Source organism: Streptomyces sp. D2-8, from assembly GCF_023184515.1.
Classification (GTDB): Bacteria; Actinomycetota; Actinomycetes; order Streptomycetales; family Streptomycetaceae; genus Streptomyces.
Map to the genome: position 1 here is coordinate 151,099 of NZ_JAAHBP010000020.1, position 14,843 is coordinate 165,941.

15 protein-coding genes are annotated in these 14,843 nt (G+C 72.0%); 7 read left to right on the top strand and 8 right to left on the bottom strand.

Features of this window, described 5'->3' with window-relative positions; all coding sequences use genetic code 11:
- Positions 1–61: 61 nt before the first annotated feature.
- The 3 genes from G3I77_RS30095 to G3I77_RS30105 all read right to left on the bottom strand — a co-directional run bounded on the left by G3I77_RS30095 (position 62) and on the right by G3I77_RS30105 (position 4,727).
- The gene (locus tag G3I77_RS30095; RefSeq protein WP_248508523.1) at positions 62–2,446 is read right to left on the bottom strand and encodes a phosphoketolase; all 2,385 of its coding nucleotides are present in this window, start codon (positions 2,444–2,446) and stop codon (positions 62–64) included.
- Between the two features lie 102 nt (positions 2,447–2,548).
- On the bottom strand, positions 2,549–2,794 hold the full coding sequence (locus G3I77_RS30100) for a fibronectin type III-like domain-contianing protein (RefSeq protein WP_248508524.1): 246 nt from the start codon (positions 2,792–2,794) through the stop codon (positions 2,549–2,551).
- A 94-nt stretch (positions 2,795–2,888) separates the two neighbouring features.
- Positions 2,889–4,727 (bottom strand): RICIN domain-containing protein, encoded by a 1,839-nt coding sequence (locus tag G3I77_RS30105; protein WP_248508525.1) that lies wholly within the window; start codon positions 4,725–4,727, stop codon positions 2,889–2,891.
- 351 nt (positions 4,728–5,078) lie between these two features.
- Between G3I77_RS30105 and galU the strand changes: the two genes are divergently transcribed.
- Positions 5,079–6,026 carry a UTP--glucose-1-phosphate uridylyltransferase GalU gene (gene galU / locus G3I77_RS30110; protein ID WP_248508526.1) on the top strand — a complete coding sequence of 316 codons (948 nt, stop codon included), beginning with the start codon at positions 5,079–5,081 and terminating at the stop codon, positions 6,024–6,026.
- Between the two features lie 51 nt (positions 6,027–6,077).
- On the opposite strand, the gene G3I77_RS30115 is transcribed toward galU, so the two are convergent.
- Positions 6,078–6,515, bottom strand: coding sequence for a DUF4442 domain-containing protein (locus tag G3I77_RS30115; protein WP_248508629.1), 438 nt, complete (start codon positions 6,513–6,515; stop codon positions 6,078–6,080).
- A gap of 175 nt (positions 6,516–6,690) precedes the next feature.
- On the opposite strand from G3I77_RS30115, the gene G3I77_RS30120 reads away from it, so the two are divergent.
- The gene (locus G3I77_RS30120) at positions 6,691–7,698 is read left to right on the top strand and encodes a hypothetical protein (RefSeq protein WP_248508527.1); all 1,008 of its coding nucleotides are present in this window, start codon (positions 6,691–6,693) and stop codon (positions 7,696–7,698) included.
- A gap of 70 nt (positions 7,699–7,768) precedes the next feature.
- Here G3I77_RS30120 and G3I77_RS30125 read toward each other — a convergent pair whose 3' ends face one another.
- A complete protein-coding gene (locus tag G3I77_RS30125) occupies positions 7,769–8,098 on the bottom strand; it encodes a hypothetical protein (RefSeq protein ID WP_248508529.1) in 330 nt (109 codons plus the stop codon).
- A gap of 107 nt (positions 8,099–8,205) precedes the next feature.
- Between G3I77_RS30125 and G3I77_RS30130 the strand changes: the two genes are divergently transcribed.
- Positions 8,206–9,510: an MFS transporter gene (locus G3I77_RS30130; RefSeq protein WP_248508531.1), complete on the top strand. Its 1,305-nt coding sequence runs from the start codon at positions 8,206–8,208 to the stop codon at positions 9,508–9,510.
- Here G3I77_RS30130 and G3I77_RS30135 read toward each other — a convergent pair.
- The gene (locus G3I77_RS30135; protein ID WP_248508533.1) at positions 9,472–10,317 is read right to left on the bottom strand and encodes a fused MFS/spermidine synthase; all 846 of its coding nucleotides are present in this window, start codon (positions 10,315–10,317) and stop codon (positions 9,472–9,474) included. The two genes, G3I77_RS30130 and G3I77_RS30135, sit on opposite strands and share 39 nt — an antisense overlap.
- An 86-nt stretch (positions 10,318–10,403) precedes the next feature.
- Positions 10,404–11,573 (bottom strand): elongation factor Tu, encoded by a 1,170-nt coding sequence (gene tuf, locus G3I77_RS30140; protein ID WP_248508535.1) that lies wholly within the window; start codon positions 11,571–11,573, stop codon positions 10,404–10,406.
- A 340-nt stretch (positions 11,574–11,913) separates the two neighbouring features.
- On the opposite strand from tuf, the gene G3I77_RS30145 reads away from it, so the two are divergent.
- Positions 11,914–12,705 (top strand): TVP38/TMEM64 family protein, encoded by a 792-nt coding sequence (locus G3I77_RS30145; RefSeq protein WP_248508537.1) that lies wholly within the window; start codon positions 11,914–11,916, stop codon positions 12,703–12,705.
- Positions 12,706–12,727: 22 nt separating this feature from the next.
- Here the strand turns inward: G3I77_RS30145 and G3I77_RS30150 are convergent, their stop codons facing one another.
- Positions 12,728–12,889, bottom strand: a complete 162-nt coding sequence (locus tag G3I77_RS30150; RefSeq protein WP_248508637.1) for a hypothetical protein — start codon at positions 12,887–12,889, stop codon at positions 12,728–12,730.
- A gap of 138 nt (positions 12,890–13,027) precedes the next feature.
- Between G3I77_RS30150 and G3I77_RS30155 the strand changes: the two genes are divergently transcribed.
- From G3I77_RS30155 to G3I77_RS30165, 3 genes are all read left to right on the top strand, one after another.
- On the top strand, positions 13,028–13,498 hold the full coding sequence (locus G3I77_RS30155) for a helix-turn-helix domain-containing protein (protein ID WP_248508539.1): 471 nt from the start codon (positions 13,028–13,030) through the stop codon (positions 13,496–13,498).
- A gap of 160 nt (positions 13,499–13,658) precedes the next feature.
- Positions 13,659–14,534, top strand: a complete 876-nt coding sequence (locus tag G3I77_RS30160; RefSeq protein ID WP_248508541.1) for an undecaprenyl-diphosphate phosphatase — start codon at positions 13,659–13,661, stop codon at positions 14,532–14,534.
- A 98-nt stretch (positions 14,535–14,632) separates the two neighbouring features.
- Positions 14,633–14,812, top strand: a complete 180-nt coding sequence (locus G3I77_RS30165; protein WP_248508543.1) for a hypothetical protein — start codon at positions 14,633–14,635, stop codon at positions 14,810–14,812.
- Positions 14,813–14,843: the final 31 nt, after the last annotated feature.

Here is a 14,843-nt window from a genome sequence, read left to right on the forward strand (position 1 = left end):
TTTCCCTGAGCTTCCCTGCGTGCACGGGAAGCCTACCGGCTCCTAGGACGTCCCTCGGGGCTCAGGCGTTCCAGCTCCACTCGGCGACCTCGGGCAGGTCGGTGCCGTGCTCGCGGATCCAGGCGTGGTGGCGGGTGCGGACGTCGGCCATCCGCTGGCGTACGGCCGTGGCGCGGACCGCGAGCCCGGGGACACGGTCGATGACGTCCATGACCAGGCGGTAGCGGTCGAGGTCGTTGCGGACGACCATGTCGAACGGCGTGGTCGTGGTGCCGGCCTCCTTGTAGCCGCGCACGTGCAGGTGCTGGTGGCCGGTGCGGCGGTAGGCGAGGCGGTGGATCAGCCACGGATAGCCGTGGTAGGCGAAGATCACCGGCTTGTCGGTGGTGAACAGGCCGTCGTACTCGAAGTCGCTCATGCCGTGCGGGTGCTCCTCGCGGGGCAGCAGCCGGGCGAGGTCGACGACGTTCACCACGCGGACGGAGAGCTCGGGCAGGTACCGGCGGAGCAGGTGCGCGGCGGCCAGGACCTCCTGGGTGGGGACGTCACCGGCGCAGGCCAGCACGACATCGGGCTCGGTGCCGTCCTCGGTGCCCGCCCATTCCCAGATGCCGGCGCCGCGGGCGCAGTGGACCCGGGCCTCGTCCATCGACAGCCAGTCGAAGCAGGGCTGCTTGCCGGCCACGACGACGTTGACGTAGTCGCGGCTCCGCAGGGCGTGGTCCGCCACCGACAGCAGGGTGTTGGCGTCCGGCGGGAAGTAGACCCGCACGACCTCGGGGCTCTTGTTGAGGACGTGGTCGACGAAGCCGGGGTCCTGGTGGGAGAAGCCGTTGTGGTCCTGCCGCCACACATGGGAGGTCAGCAGGTAGTTGAGGGAGGCGATGGGGGCGCGCCAGGGCAGCCGCCGGGAGGTGCGCAGCCACTTGATGTGCTGGTTGACCATGGAGTCGACGATGTGCACGAACGCCTCGTAGCAGGAGAACAGCCCGTGCCGGCCGGTGAGCAAATAGCCCTCCAGCCAGCCCTGGCAGAGGTGTTCGGAGAGGACCTCCATCACCCGGCCGTTCCGGTCCAGGTGCTCGTCCACGGGCAGGATCTCGGCCTGCCAGGCCTTGCCGCTGGCCTCGAAGACGGCCTGGAGCCGGTTGGAGGCGGTCTCGTCCGGGCCGACCAGGCGGAAGTCCCGGCGGTCGGTGGTGTCGCGCATGACCCGGGCGAGGAGGTCGCCGAGGACGCGGGTCGGCTCGTGCATCGTCGTGCCCGGCTTGTCGACCGGGACGGCGAAGTCGTCCAGGGACGGGATCGGCAGGTCGCGGACGAGCAGTCCGCCGTTGGCGTGCGGGGTGGCGCCGAGGCGCCTGGTGCCGTCGGGGACGCAGGCGAGGACGTCCGCGACCGGGCGGCCCTCGGCGTCGAACAGTTCCTCGGGCCGGTACGAGCGCAGCCAGGACTCCAGTTGCCGCAGATGCTCGGGGTTGTCGCGGACACCGGCCAGCGGCACCTGGTGGGCGCGCCAGGTGCCCTCGACCGGCACCCCGTCGACCTCGGCGGGGCCGGTCCAGCCCTTGGGGGTGCGCAGCACGATCACCGGCCAGTGCGGGCGCTCGCTGACGCCCTCCTCGCGGGCGGCGCGCTGTGCTTCGGCGATGCGGTCGAGCGCGGTGTCCATGGCCGCGGCCATCGCGCGGTGGACGGTGGCCGGATCGTCGCCGGAGACGTGGATCGGCTCGTGACCGTGGCCGCGCAGCAGGGCGTCGAGTTCCGCCTCCGGGATGCGGGACAGCACGGTCGGGTTGGCGATCTTGTAGCCGTTGAGGTGGAGGATGGGCAGGACGGCCCCGTCGTGGACGGGGTCGAGGAACTTGTTGGAGTGCCAGGACGCCGCAAGCGGGCCGGTCTCCGCTTCGCCGTCGCCGATCACACAGGCCACCAGCAGGTCCGGGTTGTCGAGGGCGGCGCCGTAGGCGTGGGCGAGGGAGTAGCCGAGCTCGCCGCCCTCGTGGATCGAGCCGGGCACCTCCGGCGCGACATGGCTGGGCACACCGCCCGGGAACGAGAACTGCCGCATCAGCAGGTCCATGCCCTGCGCGTCCCGGCTCGCGTCCGGGTACTTCTCGCTGTAGCTGCCCTCCAGCCAGGAGTTGGCCAGGACCGACGGCCCGCCGTGGCCCGGGCCCCAGATGCACAGGCCGTCCAGCTCGCGCGCCTTGATCACCCGGTTGAGGTGGGTGTAGACGAGGTTCAGCCCCGGTGAGGTGCCCCAGTGGCCCAGCAGCCGCGGCTTGATGTGCTCGGGCCGCAGCGGCTCCCTGAGCAGGGGGTTCGCCAGCAGGTAGATCTGACCGGCCGCCAGGTAGTTGGCGGCCCGCCAGTGGGCGTCCAGCGTGCGCAGTTCCTCGTCGGTGAGTGCGGTCCTGCTGTCCTGGCTCGGGGCCTCGGGCATGAGTGGACTCCCTGGGTTCTGCGGACGGACTCAGGAGGAGTACCAGTTTGTTCCGGTTCGATGCCAGGCGCCTCTCGGCCATCTGTCGCCCGCCGCTCCGTGTCAGCCGCCCACTCTCGCGTTCAGCAGCAGCCGCAGATCCCGTGACGACGCCCCGATCCACTCGCCGCGCGGCCCGGTGCCCAGCACCCAGTCGTGGACCTCCGGGTCCCAGGAGGACAGGGTCCGGGGCTCGACGCGGACGGTGACGCGCCGCTCCTCCCCGGCCCGCAGGGTGAGCCGCCGGTATCCGGCCGGCACGCGTACCGGCTGGTCCAGCGGCAGGTCCGGGGCGGGGCCCGCGTACACCTGGGGCCCCGCTCGACGCCCCGTCGGACACCACGGGCGGGGCGGGTGAACCTCTGCCTACGGGGTCGCCGGAGTGGGCGACCCCGTACGCGTTCTACGGCAGTGCGGAGGAGTGGAGCGTCGTCACGGCGTCGGTAACGGTGGCGGTCGCGGGGCCGAGGACGTCGGGGTCGGGCGGCGGGGCGGCCTCGCCGGCCCCGGGCTCGGCCTCCTCGCAGCACCCCACCTGCGCGAACCGCGTCTCGTACCGCTCCTGCGGCAGTTCCTCGGACGTGGTGCGCGGCGGCCCGGACGGGGCGTCGTCGTACGGCCGTTGCCCGCGCTCCTTGCGGCTCTCGCGCGGAGTGTCCTCGGCCCGCTTCTCCCGGGACTCCCCCTGCCCTCCGGGGGCGGTCACCGCTTCCAGTGCCCAGCGTTGCGCCCCGGATCCGTCGCGCCCTGCGACGATCACGTCCCGGCCCTTCCCGGGGGCGAGGGCCAGCCCCTTGCCGCCGCGCGGCAGGAGTTCGCCGCGCACGGTCAGGTCGTAGCGGACGACTCCCGCGTGCACGAGGCAGACGGCCAGGGCGACCGAGCCCCTGGCCGTGTCGGAGCCGAGGCACAGGGTGGGGTCTGCGGCGCTGCGCAGAACACCGTCGTCCTCGTACGACCACTGCTGGGACCCGCCGGCGGAACAGGCGGCCAGCACGATGGGGGCGTCGGCCCGCGTCCGGCCGCCCAGGACGTCGAGGCACAGGCCGCCGTCGAGGTTGCGCAGCCGCCCCCGGGCCACTTCGACGGGGTGGCCGACGGAGGCGGCCGACCGGGAAGCAGCCGAAGATTCTTCGGACGAGGAGGTCACGGAGTCCGGTCCCACGGACGAGGATCCCGCACTGTCCGGGTCGACGGAGTGGCCGCTCACCGCGCCCCAGGTGGCCTGCGGATCGGTGGTGCCGCCCTCCTCCGTCCAGCCCCGAGCGGCGAGCAGGGTCGCGAGCAGCACGAGGGAGGTCACCCCGACCGCGGCGGCCAGCGCCTTCGTGTGCCTTCTCGGCGTGCCCTGCCGACCGGTCGCCGGCAGGGCGCGGGCCCGGGGGCGGTGGCGTCCGCCGGCGGGCAGGGCGCGCTGGCCCCCGTCGCGCCCCGGCCGTGATGCGAGGTAGCGGCGGGCGCCCCAGCCGAGCACCGTCTCGACGAGCAGATCCTCCAGACCGCCCTCGAAATGGCTGAGTTGCTCGGCGGCGTGCCGGCAGTAGCGGCATGCCATGAGATGCCGCTGCACATCCGGCAGCAGTGCCCCGCCGCGGCGCATGGGGACGTCCAGCAGGCGGTTGTAGTAGCGGCATTCCTGCGTGGGTGCGAGTTCCCGGTGCGCCCGTACGCATCCGGACCGGAATTGCTCGCGCGCCTGCTCCAGGGCGGCCGACGCGGTGGCGGCATCCACCCCCAGCAGACCGGACGGTACGGATATGGGCTCGGCCTCGACCTCCGTGTGCCAGAGCAGGCATTGGGAAGCCCCCGGAAGACTCCGGAAAGCCCGCTCCGCGAGGCGTCGCCTTTCGGGTGTACGGGAGCGTGCGGCGCGCAGGCCGCGGGCGCCGACGGTTTTGCGGAGTTCCGGCAGCACTCCGGAAATGCCGTCGTCGGCGGCCCACTCCCCGACCGTCTCCCGGACGGCCGTGAGCAGCCGCGGACGCAGGGCGCCGCCGCCCGGCCGGGCCAGTTCCCCGCGGAAGGCGGCGGCCGCCGCCATCGATGCGGAATCCTCCGAGGACGCCAGGCAGATCACGGCGTATTCGTAGACGGCGCGCCAGTGCCGCGCCAGCAACAGCGCGACGGCGCGCGGTCCTTCAGTGGGTTCGCCGACCCGGGCGAGGAGATTGCGGTCGGACTCCGCGGGTCCCGCTCCGGGGCGTGGCGGGTAGGGCGGGCGTGGGGGGGTGGGGGATTGCACGGAACCATTTCCTTCCAGCCGCAGAACGGCATGCGAATTGCGCGTCCGTCGGAAAGCAGGTGCGTGATTGGTGCATACCTATGCCGCGTCAGCTGCGGACTCGGCTGTGAGGCGGCTCACTTTCGCACATGCGACTGACTGGTAACAAGGAGTTCGGATGACCCGGATTCAAAACGCGGGGAATTCAGATATGTTACCGGCGGTATCCGCACCGGCTTTCGAAAACCCGGTCGCCGAGGGCCGCAAGTTGTGCGCACTCAAGGGCGGTTGGTCCACGAAATCTCCAACTCCACAGCGCGCTCCCATGTGGCTCTCGGTTCGCTCCCATCTCCGCGCGCCAGCATGGGCCGCATGATCGCCCCCCACCCTTCCGCCCCGGCCGCCCCCGCCCGCACCGTCCGCAAGGCGGTCGTCCCGGCCGCCGGTCTCGGCACCCGCTTCCTGCCCGCCACGAAGGCCACGCCCAAGGAGATGCTGCCCGTCGTCGACAAGCCGGCCATCCAGTACGTCGTCGAGGAGGCGGCAGCGGCGGGACTCGACGACGTCCTGATGGTCACCGGCCGGCACAAGCGGGCCATCGAGGACCACTTCGACCACGCCTTCGAACTGGAGCAGGCCCTCGCGGCCAAGGGCGACACCGTGCGGCTGGACGCGGTGCGCGACCCGGCACAGCTGGCGAGCATCCACCACATCCGCCAGGGCGACCCGCTCGGCCTCGGCCACGCGGTGCTGTGCGCCCGCCGCCATGTCGGCGACCAGCCCTTCGCGGTCCTCCTCGGCGACGACCTGATCGACCCGCGCGAGACCCTGCTGAGCCGGATGCTCGACGTCCGCGACCGCCGGCTCGGCAGCGTGATCGCCCTGATGGAGGTCCCGCCGGAGCAGATCCACCTCTACGGCTGCGCGGCCGTGGAGCCGACCGGCGAGGAGGACGTCGTCCGCGTCACGGGCCTGGTCGAGAAGCCGGCCCGGCGGCACGCGCCGAGTCGCTACGCCGTCATCGGCCGCTACGTCCTCGACCCGGCCGTCTTCTCGGTCCTGGAGCGCACCCCACCGGGCCGGGGCGGCGAGATCCAGCTGACCGACGCCCTCCAGGAGCTGGCCGCGGGCGGCACGGTGCGCGGAGTCGTCTTCAAGGGCCTGCGCTACGACACCGGCGACAAGGCCGACTACCTGCGCACGGTGGTGAGGCTGGCCTGCGAACGGCCCGACCTGGGGCCGGAGTTCGTGGCGTGGCTGAGGGGATTCCTCGGGGAGCTGGACGGCGCGCGCCCCGGGCACCGGGACGTGGCGGCCTGACACGCGAGAGCCCCGGCACCCGGCCGGGGTCACGCACACACGGCAGCCTGATCAGCCGTTGGGCCGCAGGGTCCACACCACGGTCATCTCGCCGGTCACGGCGCCGTCGGCCCGCTGGATGGCGATGGCCACCGGGAACTCGGGGCGCTCACCGGCGTCGAGCTGCGCGACGACCTCGGAGGCCGGGCGGCCGAGGGTGGCCGTCGCGGTGACGGCGCCCATCGCCAGTTTCTTGTAGGAGATCTCGGCGCTGACGGCGAGCGGGACGGCACGCGAGAGCTGGTCGCCGAACGCGGCCAGCACGATCGCCCCGCTCGCGGACTCGCCCAGCGTGAACATCGCGCCGGCGTGCGGCCCGCCCACGTGGTTGTGGTACTCGCCCTGGTCCGGCAGTGACACCACCGCCCGCTCCGGCGAGGTCTCGAGGAACTCGAGGTTCAGGGTCCGGGCCATGGGCACCGTGGCGGCGAGCATCTCGCCGATGGACATCTGGTCTGCGCTCATGGCCGAATGTTACTCACGAGTAGAGGCGACTGGCCAGGCCGGTATGACGACCGCCGCATCGGTCCGCACGACATCCACACCGTCCTGCCGCCGGGTTGCTACGTCTCCGTCCACGGGCAGTGACCGAATCGTGTCCGGAGCGCGGCTAGGGTGGCTGCCCATGTGGCCAGGACAGCAGCCGCCCGGGGGCGAGCAGAACCCGCAAGCGAACAACCCGTACCAGCAGCCGGGGTACCAGCAGCCGAATCCGTACCAGCAGCCGGGGTACCAGCAGCAGCCCGGCCCCTATGGGCAGCAGCCACAGTGGGGCACCCCCGCGCCGGCCGGCGCGCCGCAGCCCCCGCAGGGCGGTGGCGGCGGCAACCGGACGAAGCTGGTCGCGACCATCGCCGCCACGGCGGTGGTCGTGGCGGCCGGTGTCACCGGCTTCCTGGTGCTGGGCGGCGACAAGGACGACACGGCGGACGGCGGCGGCAAGAGCGGCACGACGTCGTCGAGTCCGTCGGCCGAGGAGCCGAGCGCCCCCGCCACGGGCGACAACCCCCGCGGCGGCGAGGAGGCCAAGCCCACGGTCAAGGGCTGGAAGGTCGTCATCAACCCCAAGTGGGGCACGGCCTTCGACGTCCCGGCCGACTGGGAGGTGGCGTCTCCGACGTCGTCCGTCTTCTTCGAGGACGAGAAGTCCGACGACGGCAAGCCGCTGATCCTCATGTCGGCACCGGCGTTCTACAAGTCCAAGTGGTGCACGAGCGACGACAACAAGGACGGCAGGACCGAGACCGAGTCGCTGGCCGGGGCGGGCACCAAGGGCGCCGACGGTGCCAAGAACACGGACGAGGTCGCCGTCAACCAGGTGGCCTGGTGGGTGTACGGCGGCTACACGCAGCCGGACAAGAAGAGCGTCAAGACCGACGACAAGGCCAAGCCCTACACCACCGCCTCGGGCGTCAAGGGCAGCGTCGCCTGGGCGCACTCGGAGGACACGCCCGACAAGGGCAAGTGTGCGAGCGACGGCAAGGCGGTCACCTTCGGCTTCAAGAACTCCGCCGGCGACTTCGTCGCGTGGAGCTTCTTCGGCGCCAAGGGCGTCAAGGGCGAGGTGCCCGAGAAGACCGTCATGAAGATCCTCAGCACGGTCCGGCTGCACGGCGAACCGACCGGCGGCTGACCCGGGAACGGAACGGGCCCGCCCCCTGCGACAGGGGCGGGCCCGGCTCACCGGAGCCTCGTGACGGGCGTCAGCCCCTCAGGTACCCGCGGTAGACCCAGCGGCCCGAGATGGAGTCCTCGTCGACGCGGCAGCTGCCGATGCAGACCCAGGGGTTGCCTGAGGAGTTGGTGCAGTCCCAGTAGGCGTGCACCTCGTTGTTCTTGTAGACGTAGCCGACCACCTTGGCGTTCGCCGAGAAGCTGGAGTGGACCGCGGCCTTCTCCTTGACGACCACGTAGTCGTGGGACGTCGGCCGGCACGTGAAACCGGCCGCCGAGGCGGACCCCGCGCCCATGACGGGCAGCGCGGCACCGATGAGTGCCGCCGTGGCCAGCAGCGTCGCAGAACGCTTGTGCATGTGGTTCCTTCCCCGATTCAAGGTCAAATCAAGATCAACTCAGCTTTGCGCCGTGACGCCGCGCAAACGGTTTGGCAGGACGGGCCCTCGGCGGCGATAGTCGCCCGGTGACGTCCCCGACCGCCTCCTTCCTGGGCCCCCGCAGACCCTCCTGGGCGGGCCGCAACTACTCCCTGCTGACCGCCGCCGCGGTCGTCACCGGTCTGGGCAGCCACGGCGCCCTGGTCGCGGCGGCGTTCGCGGTCCTCGAAACGGGCGGCGACGGCGGTGACGTCGGCCTGGTGGCGGCTGCGCGGACGCTGCCTCTCGTGCTGTTCCTGCTGATCGGCGGCGCCGTCGCGGACCGGCTGCCCCGGCACCATGTGATGGTCGCGGCCAACGTCCTGAACTGCCTCTCCCAGGCCGCCTTCGCCGTGTTGGTGCTGGCCGGGGAGCCCCGGCTGTGGCACATGATGCTGCTCGCCGCGCTCGGCGGTACCGGCCAGGCCTTCTTCGGCCCGGCCGCCGAGGGCATGCTGATGTCCTCGGTCGAGGGCGAGCACGCGGGCCGCGCGTTCGCCGTGTTCCGGATGGCGATGCAGGGCGCGGTCCTCGGCGGTGCCGCGCTCGGCGGCGCCATGGTCGCGGCGATCGGGCCCGGCTGGGTGCTCGCGGCGGACGCGGCGGCCTTCGCGCTCGCCGGGGCGCTCCGGGCCTTCCTCGACGTCGGCCACATCCCGCCCCGCGCCCCGGGCGGCGGCCTGCTCGCCGACCTGCGGGACGGCTGGCGCGAGTTCGCCGACCGCCCCTGGCTGTGGGGCATCGTCGTCCAGTTCTCCATCGCCAACGCGGTCGTCGCCGCCGCGGACGCGGTCTACGGCCCGCTCGTCGCCCGCGACCACCTCGGCGGTGCGGGCCCCTGGGGACTCGCGCTGGGCGCGTTCGGCGCGGGCACGGTCGCCGGCGCCCTGCTGATGACCCGCTGGAAGCCCCGCCGGCTGCTCCTCGCCGGCACCCTCTGCGTGTTCCCCCTGGCCCTGCCCTCGGCCGCCCTCGCCGTCCCGGTGCCGATCGGCGTCCTGTTCGGGGTGATGTTCGTCGCCGGGGCGACGGTGGAGGTGTTCGGCGTGTCCTGGATGACGGCACTGCACCAGGAGATCCCCGAGCACAAGCTCTCCCGCGTCTCGGCGTACGACTGGTTCGGCTCCGTCGCGCTGGTCCCCCTCGCCACGGCCGCGGCCGGCCCGGCGGAGGAGGTCTTCGGCCGCACGGCGGCCCTGTGGGGCTGCGCCGGCCTGGTCGTCCTGGTCACGGCGACCGTGCTGTGCGTACCGGACGTACGCAATCTGCGCCGCCGGACCACACCGGTGGCCAAGGGCGGCACCGAGCGCGCGTCAGCCGATGCCGAACGCCCCGTCGGGGGGCTCGGGTGACGGCACGGCGTCCTCGTCCCGCACCGCCCGCGCGCTCCCGATGAACTCCCGCAGGGCGACGCCGTGTTCGACCCGGGCCGGGAAGGCGTCGGCGGCGGTGAGCCGGGCCAGGGCGGCGATGTCGATCGCCTGCTGCCCGGCGACGAGCACGGCGTTCCCGAACCGCCGCCCCCGCAGCACCCCCGGCTCGGCGATCAGCGCGAGTTCCTCGAAGACGGTGGCCAGCGTGGCGAGTTGCGACCGCAGGAAGCCGAAGGGCGCGGCGTCGGGGAGATTGGCGAGATAGACCCCGCTCCCCCGCAGCACGCGCGCGGCCTCCCTGACGTAGGTGACCGACGTGAGGTGGGCCGGCACCCGCGACCCGCTGAAGACGTCCGCGAGGAGAACGTCCGCCGAGGCCGCGGGAGCGTGCTCCAGCCAGACCCGTGCGTCCGCCGCGTGCAGGGCGGTGTTCGCGTCGTCCGGCAGCGGCAGATGCTCGGACACCAGCTCCAGCAGCCCCCGGTCGGCCTCGACGACGTCCTGCCGCGAGCCCGGCCGGGTCACGGCCACGTACCGGGGCAACGTGAGCGCCCCTCCCCCGAGATGCACCACGTCCAGCGCCCGCCCCGGCTCGGCCACGACATCCAGCACGTGCCCGAGCCGCCGCGTGTACTCGAACTCCAGGTGCGCGGGGTCGTCCAGATCGACGTAGGACTGCGGAGCCCCGTCCACGGTCAGCAGCCAGGCCCGTTCCCGGTCGACGTCGGGCATGAGCTTGGCGGTGCCGTGATCGGTGGTTCTGGCCACGGGAATGGGATCCTTCACCCCGCCATTGTGCAGGGGGCGATCGCCCTTCTGGGGCGCGGGGAACCGCGCGACCAGCCACAACGGTCCCGCAGTCCCCCACGACCTCAGCCCACCACGGTCACGGTCCCCGCCCCGACGGTCCGCCCACCCTCACGGATGGCGAACCCGAGCCCCGCCTCCAACGGCACGTCCCGCCCCAGTTCCACGGTCATGGCAACGGTGTCGCCGGGCCGGGCCACCGCCACCTCACCCAGGTCGACCACCCCCACCACATCCGCGGTCCGGATGTAGAACTGCGGCCGGTACCCGGAGGAGACGGGCGTCGTCCGCCCGCCCTCACGGGCCGACAGGACGTACACCTGCGCCGAGAAACGCCGCCGCGGCTTCACACTCCCCGGCGCCGCGATCACATGCCCCCGCCGCACGGCACCCCGCGGCACCCCTCGCAACAGCAACGCCACGTTGTCCCCGGCCTGCGCCTCCTCCATCGGCTTACCGAAGGTCTCCAGGCCCGTGACCACCGTGTCGACAGCGGCCCCGAGGACCTCGACCCGGTCACCGACGCGCACCACACCCCGCTCGACCGCCCCGGTCACCACGGTCCCCCGCCCGGTGATGGTCAACACGTTCTCCACCGACAGCAGGAACGGCGCGTCCAGATACCGCTCGGGCATCGGCACATACGTGTCCACCGCGTCGAGCAGCGCCTCGATGGACGCCGTCCAGCGGGGGTCCCCCTCCAGCGCCTTCAGGCCGGAGACGCGTACGACGGGTACGGAGTCACCGCCGTAGCCGTGCGCGGTGAGCAGGTCGCGGACCTCCAGCTCGACCAGGTCGGTCAGCTCCTCGTCCCCCGCGTCGGCCTTGTTGAGGGCGACCACGATGTGGTCGACGCCCACCTGCCGGGCGAGCAGGACGTGTTCGGCGGTCTGCGGCATGATCCCGTCGAGCGCGGAGACGACGAGGATCGCCCCGTCGAGCTGGGCGGCGCCGGTGACCATGTTCTTGACGTAGTCGGCGTGGCCCGGCATGTCGACGTGCGCGTAGTGCCGGGTGTCGGTCTCGTACTCGACGTGCGCGATGTTGATGGTGATGCCGCGCGCCGCCTCCTCGGGCGCCCGGTCGATCCGGTCGAACGGCACGTAGGCGCCGCTGCCGCGGTCGGCGAGGACCTTGGTGATGGCGGCGGTCAGTGTGGTCTTGCCGTGGTCGACATGACCCATCGTGCCGATGTTGAGATGCGGTTTCGTGCGGACATAAGCCGTTTTGGACATGGCTGTACCTCGAAGCGTCTGCTCGGTGAAGAAGAAGTGGGACCCCGAGGACCTGCCCGACCCTCCCCTTGCGGGGTCCGCCGGACGAACCGGAGAGGGTCAGCTTCGGGCGCCGTCCATGACGGCCGTGGGATCGACGACGGCAGCCTTCGGGGCATCCGTGACCACGGATGCTGCGAGGGCGAAGGCGTGCCGGAACATGTCGTCGATCATTGCCGACGCTTCACCGCACGTCGAATGGTTTTCGGTTGCCCGGGCAGGGGGTTGCGCATCGCTGCCTGTGACGCTCGTGAGACGAACCATACGGCGATCACACACATTTGTCGGTTAGTGTCACCGGATGCTCGATGCCACCACCCGCTCTGGGGGCACCGCCACGGCCTCTCCCCGGGCCACCAGCGCGGAGCTCGCCGTCGCCGTTCCCCCGGCAACGACCGTCTCGCCCGCCGTACCGACCGGTTTCGCCGCCCGCTGCACGAGAGTTCTGCTGTCCCCGTGGTCGCGGCTGTCCCTGCTCGTGGTGCTGCTCGCCGCGGGCGCGTGCGGGGTGCTGCTGTTCGAGCCGCAGCGGCTGCTGACGGAGGGCTGGCCGCCGCAGCTCGGCGGTGCGGCGGCAGCGGCGGTGTTCACGGTGGCGTACGGCGTGTGCACCGTGGCGTTCGTGCCGAGGCCGCTGCTGAACCTCGCGGCGGGCGCCCTGTTCGGTTCGCAGCTCGGAATCGGTGTGGCTCTGGCGGGCACGGTGCTCGGGGCCGGGATCGCCTTCTGTCTGGGCCGGGCGCTGGGCCAGGACGCCCTGCGGCCGCTGCTGCGGGGGCGCTGGCTGAAGGCTGCGGACGGACAGCTCAGCCGGCACGGCTTCCGTTCGATGCTGGCGGTGCGGCTGTTCCCGGGTGTGCCGTTCTGGGCCTCGAACTACTGCGCCTCCGTCTCCCGCATGGGTCTGCTGCCGTTCCTGCTGGCCACGGGCCTCGGTTCGATCCCGAACACCGCCGCCTACGTCGTCGCGGGCGCCCGCGCCTCCGCCCCGACCTCTCCCGCCTTTCTGATCGCCCTGGCGTGCATCGCCCTGCCCGCGCTGGCGGGCGTGTTGGTGGCCTGGCGCAAGCGGCACCGGCTGCGCAGCCTCTGACGCGCCGTCACGCCTGCCCGGCTCAGACCCGTTCCAGCACCATGGCGTTGGCGAGTCCGCCCGCCTCGCACATGGTCCGGAGTGCGTACCCGGCGCCTCGTTCCCGCATCGCGTGCACCTCGAAGAGCCCGCTCTCCCAGGCCGCGGCGGCCTTCCGGTGGGAGGAGACGGCGAAGTCGTCCACCTGCTCGCGGCCGATCGACGCCCGAGAGCACGCCCTGCGCCGCGAAGTGCACGGCCCATGGCCTGCTCGCCGACCTGGACGCCGGTGCCGCCGAGCCTGAAAAGTTGGAAATTCCAACCCTTTCCTAGACTGAGCCTCATGGCCGCCCCCAAAGACCCGCGCCCCTGCTCCATCGCCGGCACCCTCGCGCTCGTCGGCGAGAAGTACTCCCTGCTCGTGCTGCGGGAGGTGTGCCTGGGCAACGGCCGGTTCGACCAGCTGGTGCGCAACATCGGCGCCCCGCGCGACGTCCTGGCCACCCGGCTGCGCCGGCTCGTCGACGCCGGGATCCTGGCCAAGCACCTCTACAGCGAGCGCCCGCAGCGCTTCGAGTACCGGCCGACGCAGGCGGGACTGGAGCTGGAGCCGGTGCTGATGACCCTCATGGCGTGGGGCGACCGCCATCTCCAGGCGAACGGCGACCGCCCGATGGTGCTGGAGCACTCCTGCGGCCAGACCCTCGCCCCGGCCGTCACCTGCCGGGCCTGCGGCGAGGAGGTGCGCCACGAGGACCTCACGGCGCGTCCCCAGGCGCCCGGCTGGACGGTGACCGGACCCACCGCGGCCTGATCGCCGCTGGTCGGCGGCGGCTTCCAAACCCCTGTGTCCGGGCGGCCTTCCGGGGACGCTACGCTTCCCCCTCGGCACACACGATCCCCCGTTCATCGCAACGGCGGCCCGGTGCGCCCGTCGTCCGTTCCACGATCGGCAACTTGGACTCCGCTACCTCATGTCTTGGTTCGAATCACTCATCCTCGGACTCGTCCAGGGGCTGACCGAGTTCCTCCCCGTCTCCTCCAGCGCCCACCTGCGGCTGACGGCGGCCTTCTCGGGCTGGGAGGACCCGGGTGCGGCCTTCACGGCGATCACGCAGATCGGCACCGAGGCAGCCGTACTGATCTACTTCCGCAAGGACATCGGGCGGATCATCTCGGCGTGGACGCGCTCGCTCACGAACAAGGCGCTGCGCAGCGACCCCGACGCCCGGATGGGCTGGCTGGTCATCGTCGGCTCGATCCCGATCGGTGTACTCGGCGTGACGCTGAAGGACCAGATCGAGGGACCGTTCCGCGATCTGCGGATCACCGCGACGATGCTGATCGGCATGGGCATCGTCCTGGGCATCGCCGACCGGCTCGCGGCCCGCGACGAGAGCGGCGGCAAGCACCGCGCACCCAAGCAGCGCAAGGCCCTCGAGGACCTGGGTGTCCGGGACGGCCTGATCTACGGCGTCTGCCAGGCCATGGCGCTCGTCCCGGGCGTCTCCCGCTCCGGCGCCACCATCAGCGGCGGCCTGTTCATGGGCTACAAGCGCGAGGCCGCGGCCCGCTACTCCTTCCTGCTCGCCATCCCCGCGGTGCTCGCCTCGGGCGTGTTCGAGCTGAAGGACGCCACGGAGGGCGGCCACGTCTCGTGGGGTCCGACGATCTTCGCGACGATCATCGCCTTCGGGGTCGGATACGCGGTGATCGCATGGTTCATGAAGTTCATCTCGACCAAGAGCTTCATGCCGTTCGTCTACTACCGCATCGTCCTCGGCATCGTCATCATCGTGCTGGTCAGCATGGGTGTCCTGAGCCCCCACGCGGCCGAGTCGGCGGGCTGATTCCGGGGCCGTGTGACCCGGCTCTCGTGACCAACCGCATAGCGATCGGGTAGCCGTCCGGTAGCGGGCTGTCAGTGGCTGCCCCTACGCTTGTCCGCATGTCCCCCGATTTCGTGACCCCTGGTTCCGTGCGGTCCGCTGCCGAGGTCAACGAGGAGATCCGTGCGCTGTGGCAGCGCACGGGCGGCACCCTGTCGGCCGAGGAGCGCGCGGAGTACGAGCTTCTCGTCGTCGAGTGGGCGGCCGCGGTCCGAGGCAGCGTCGTCAGAGCGGCCTGAGCGGCTCCCGCACTCCCTTCCCGACCCGTAC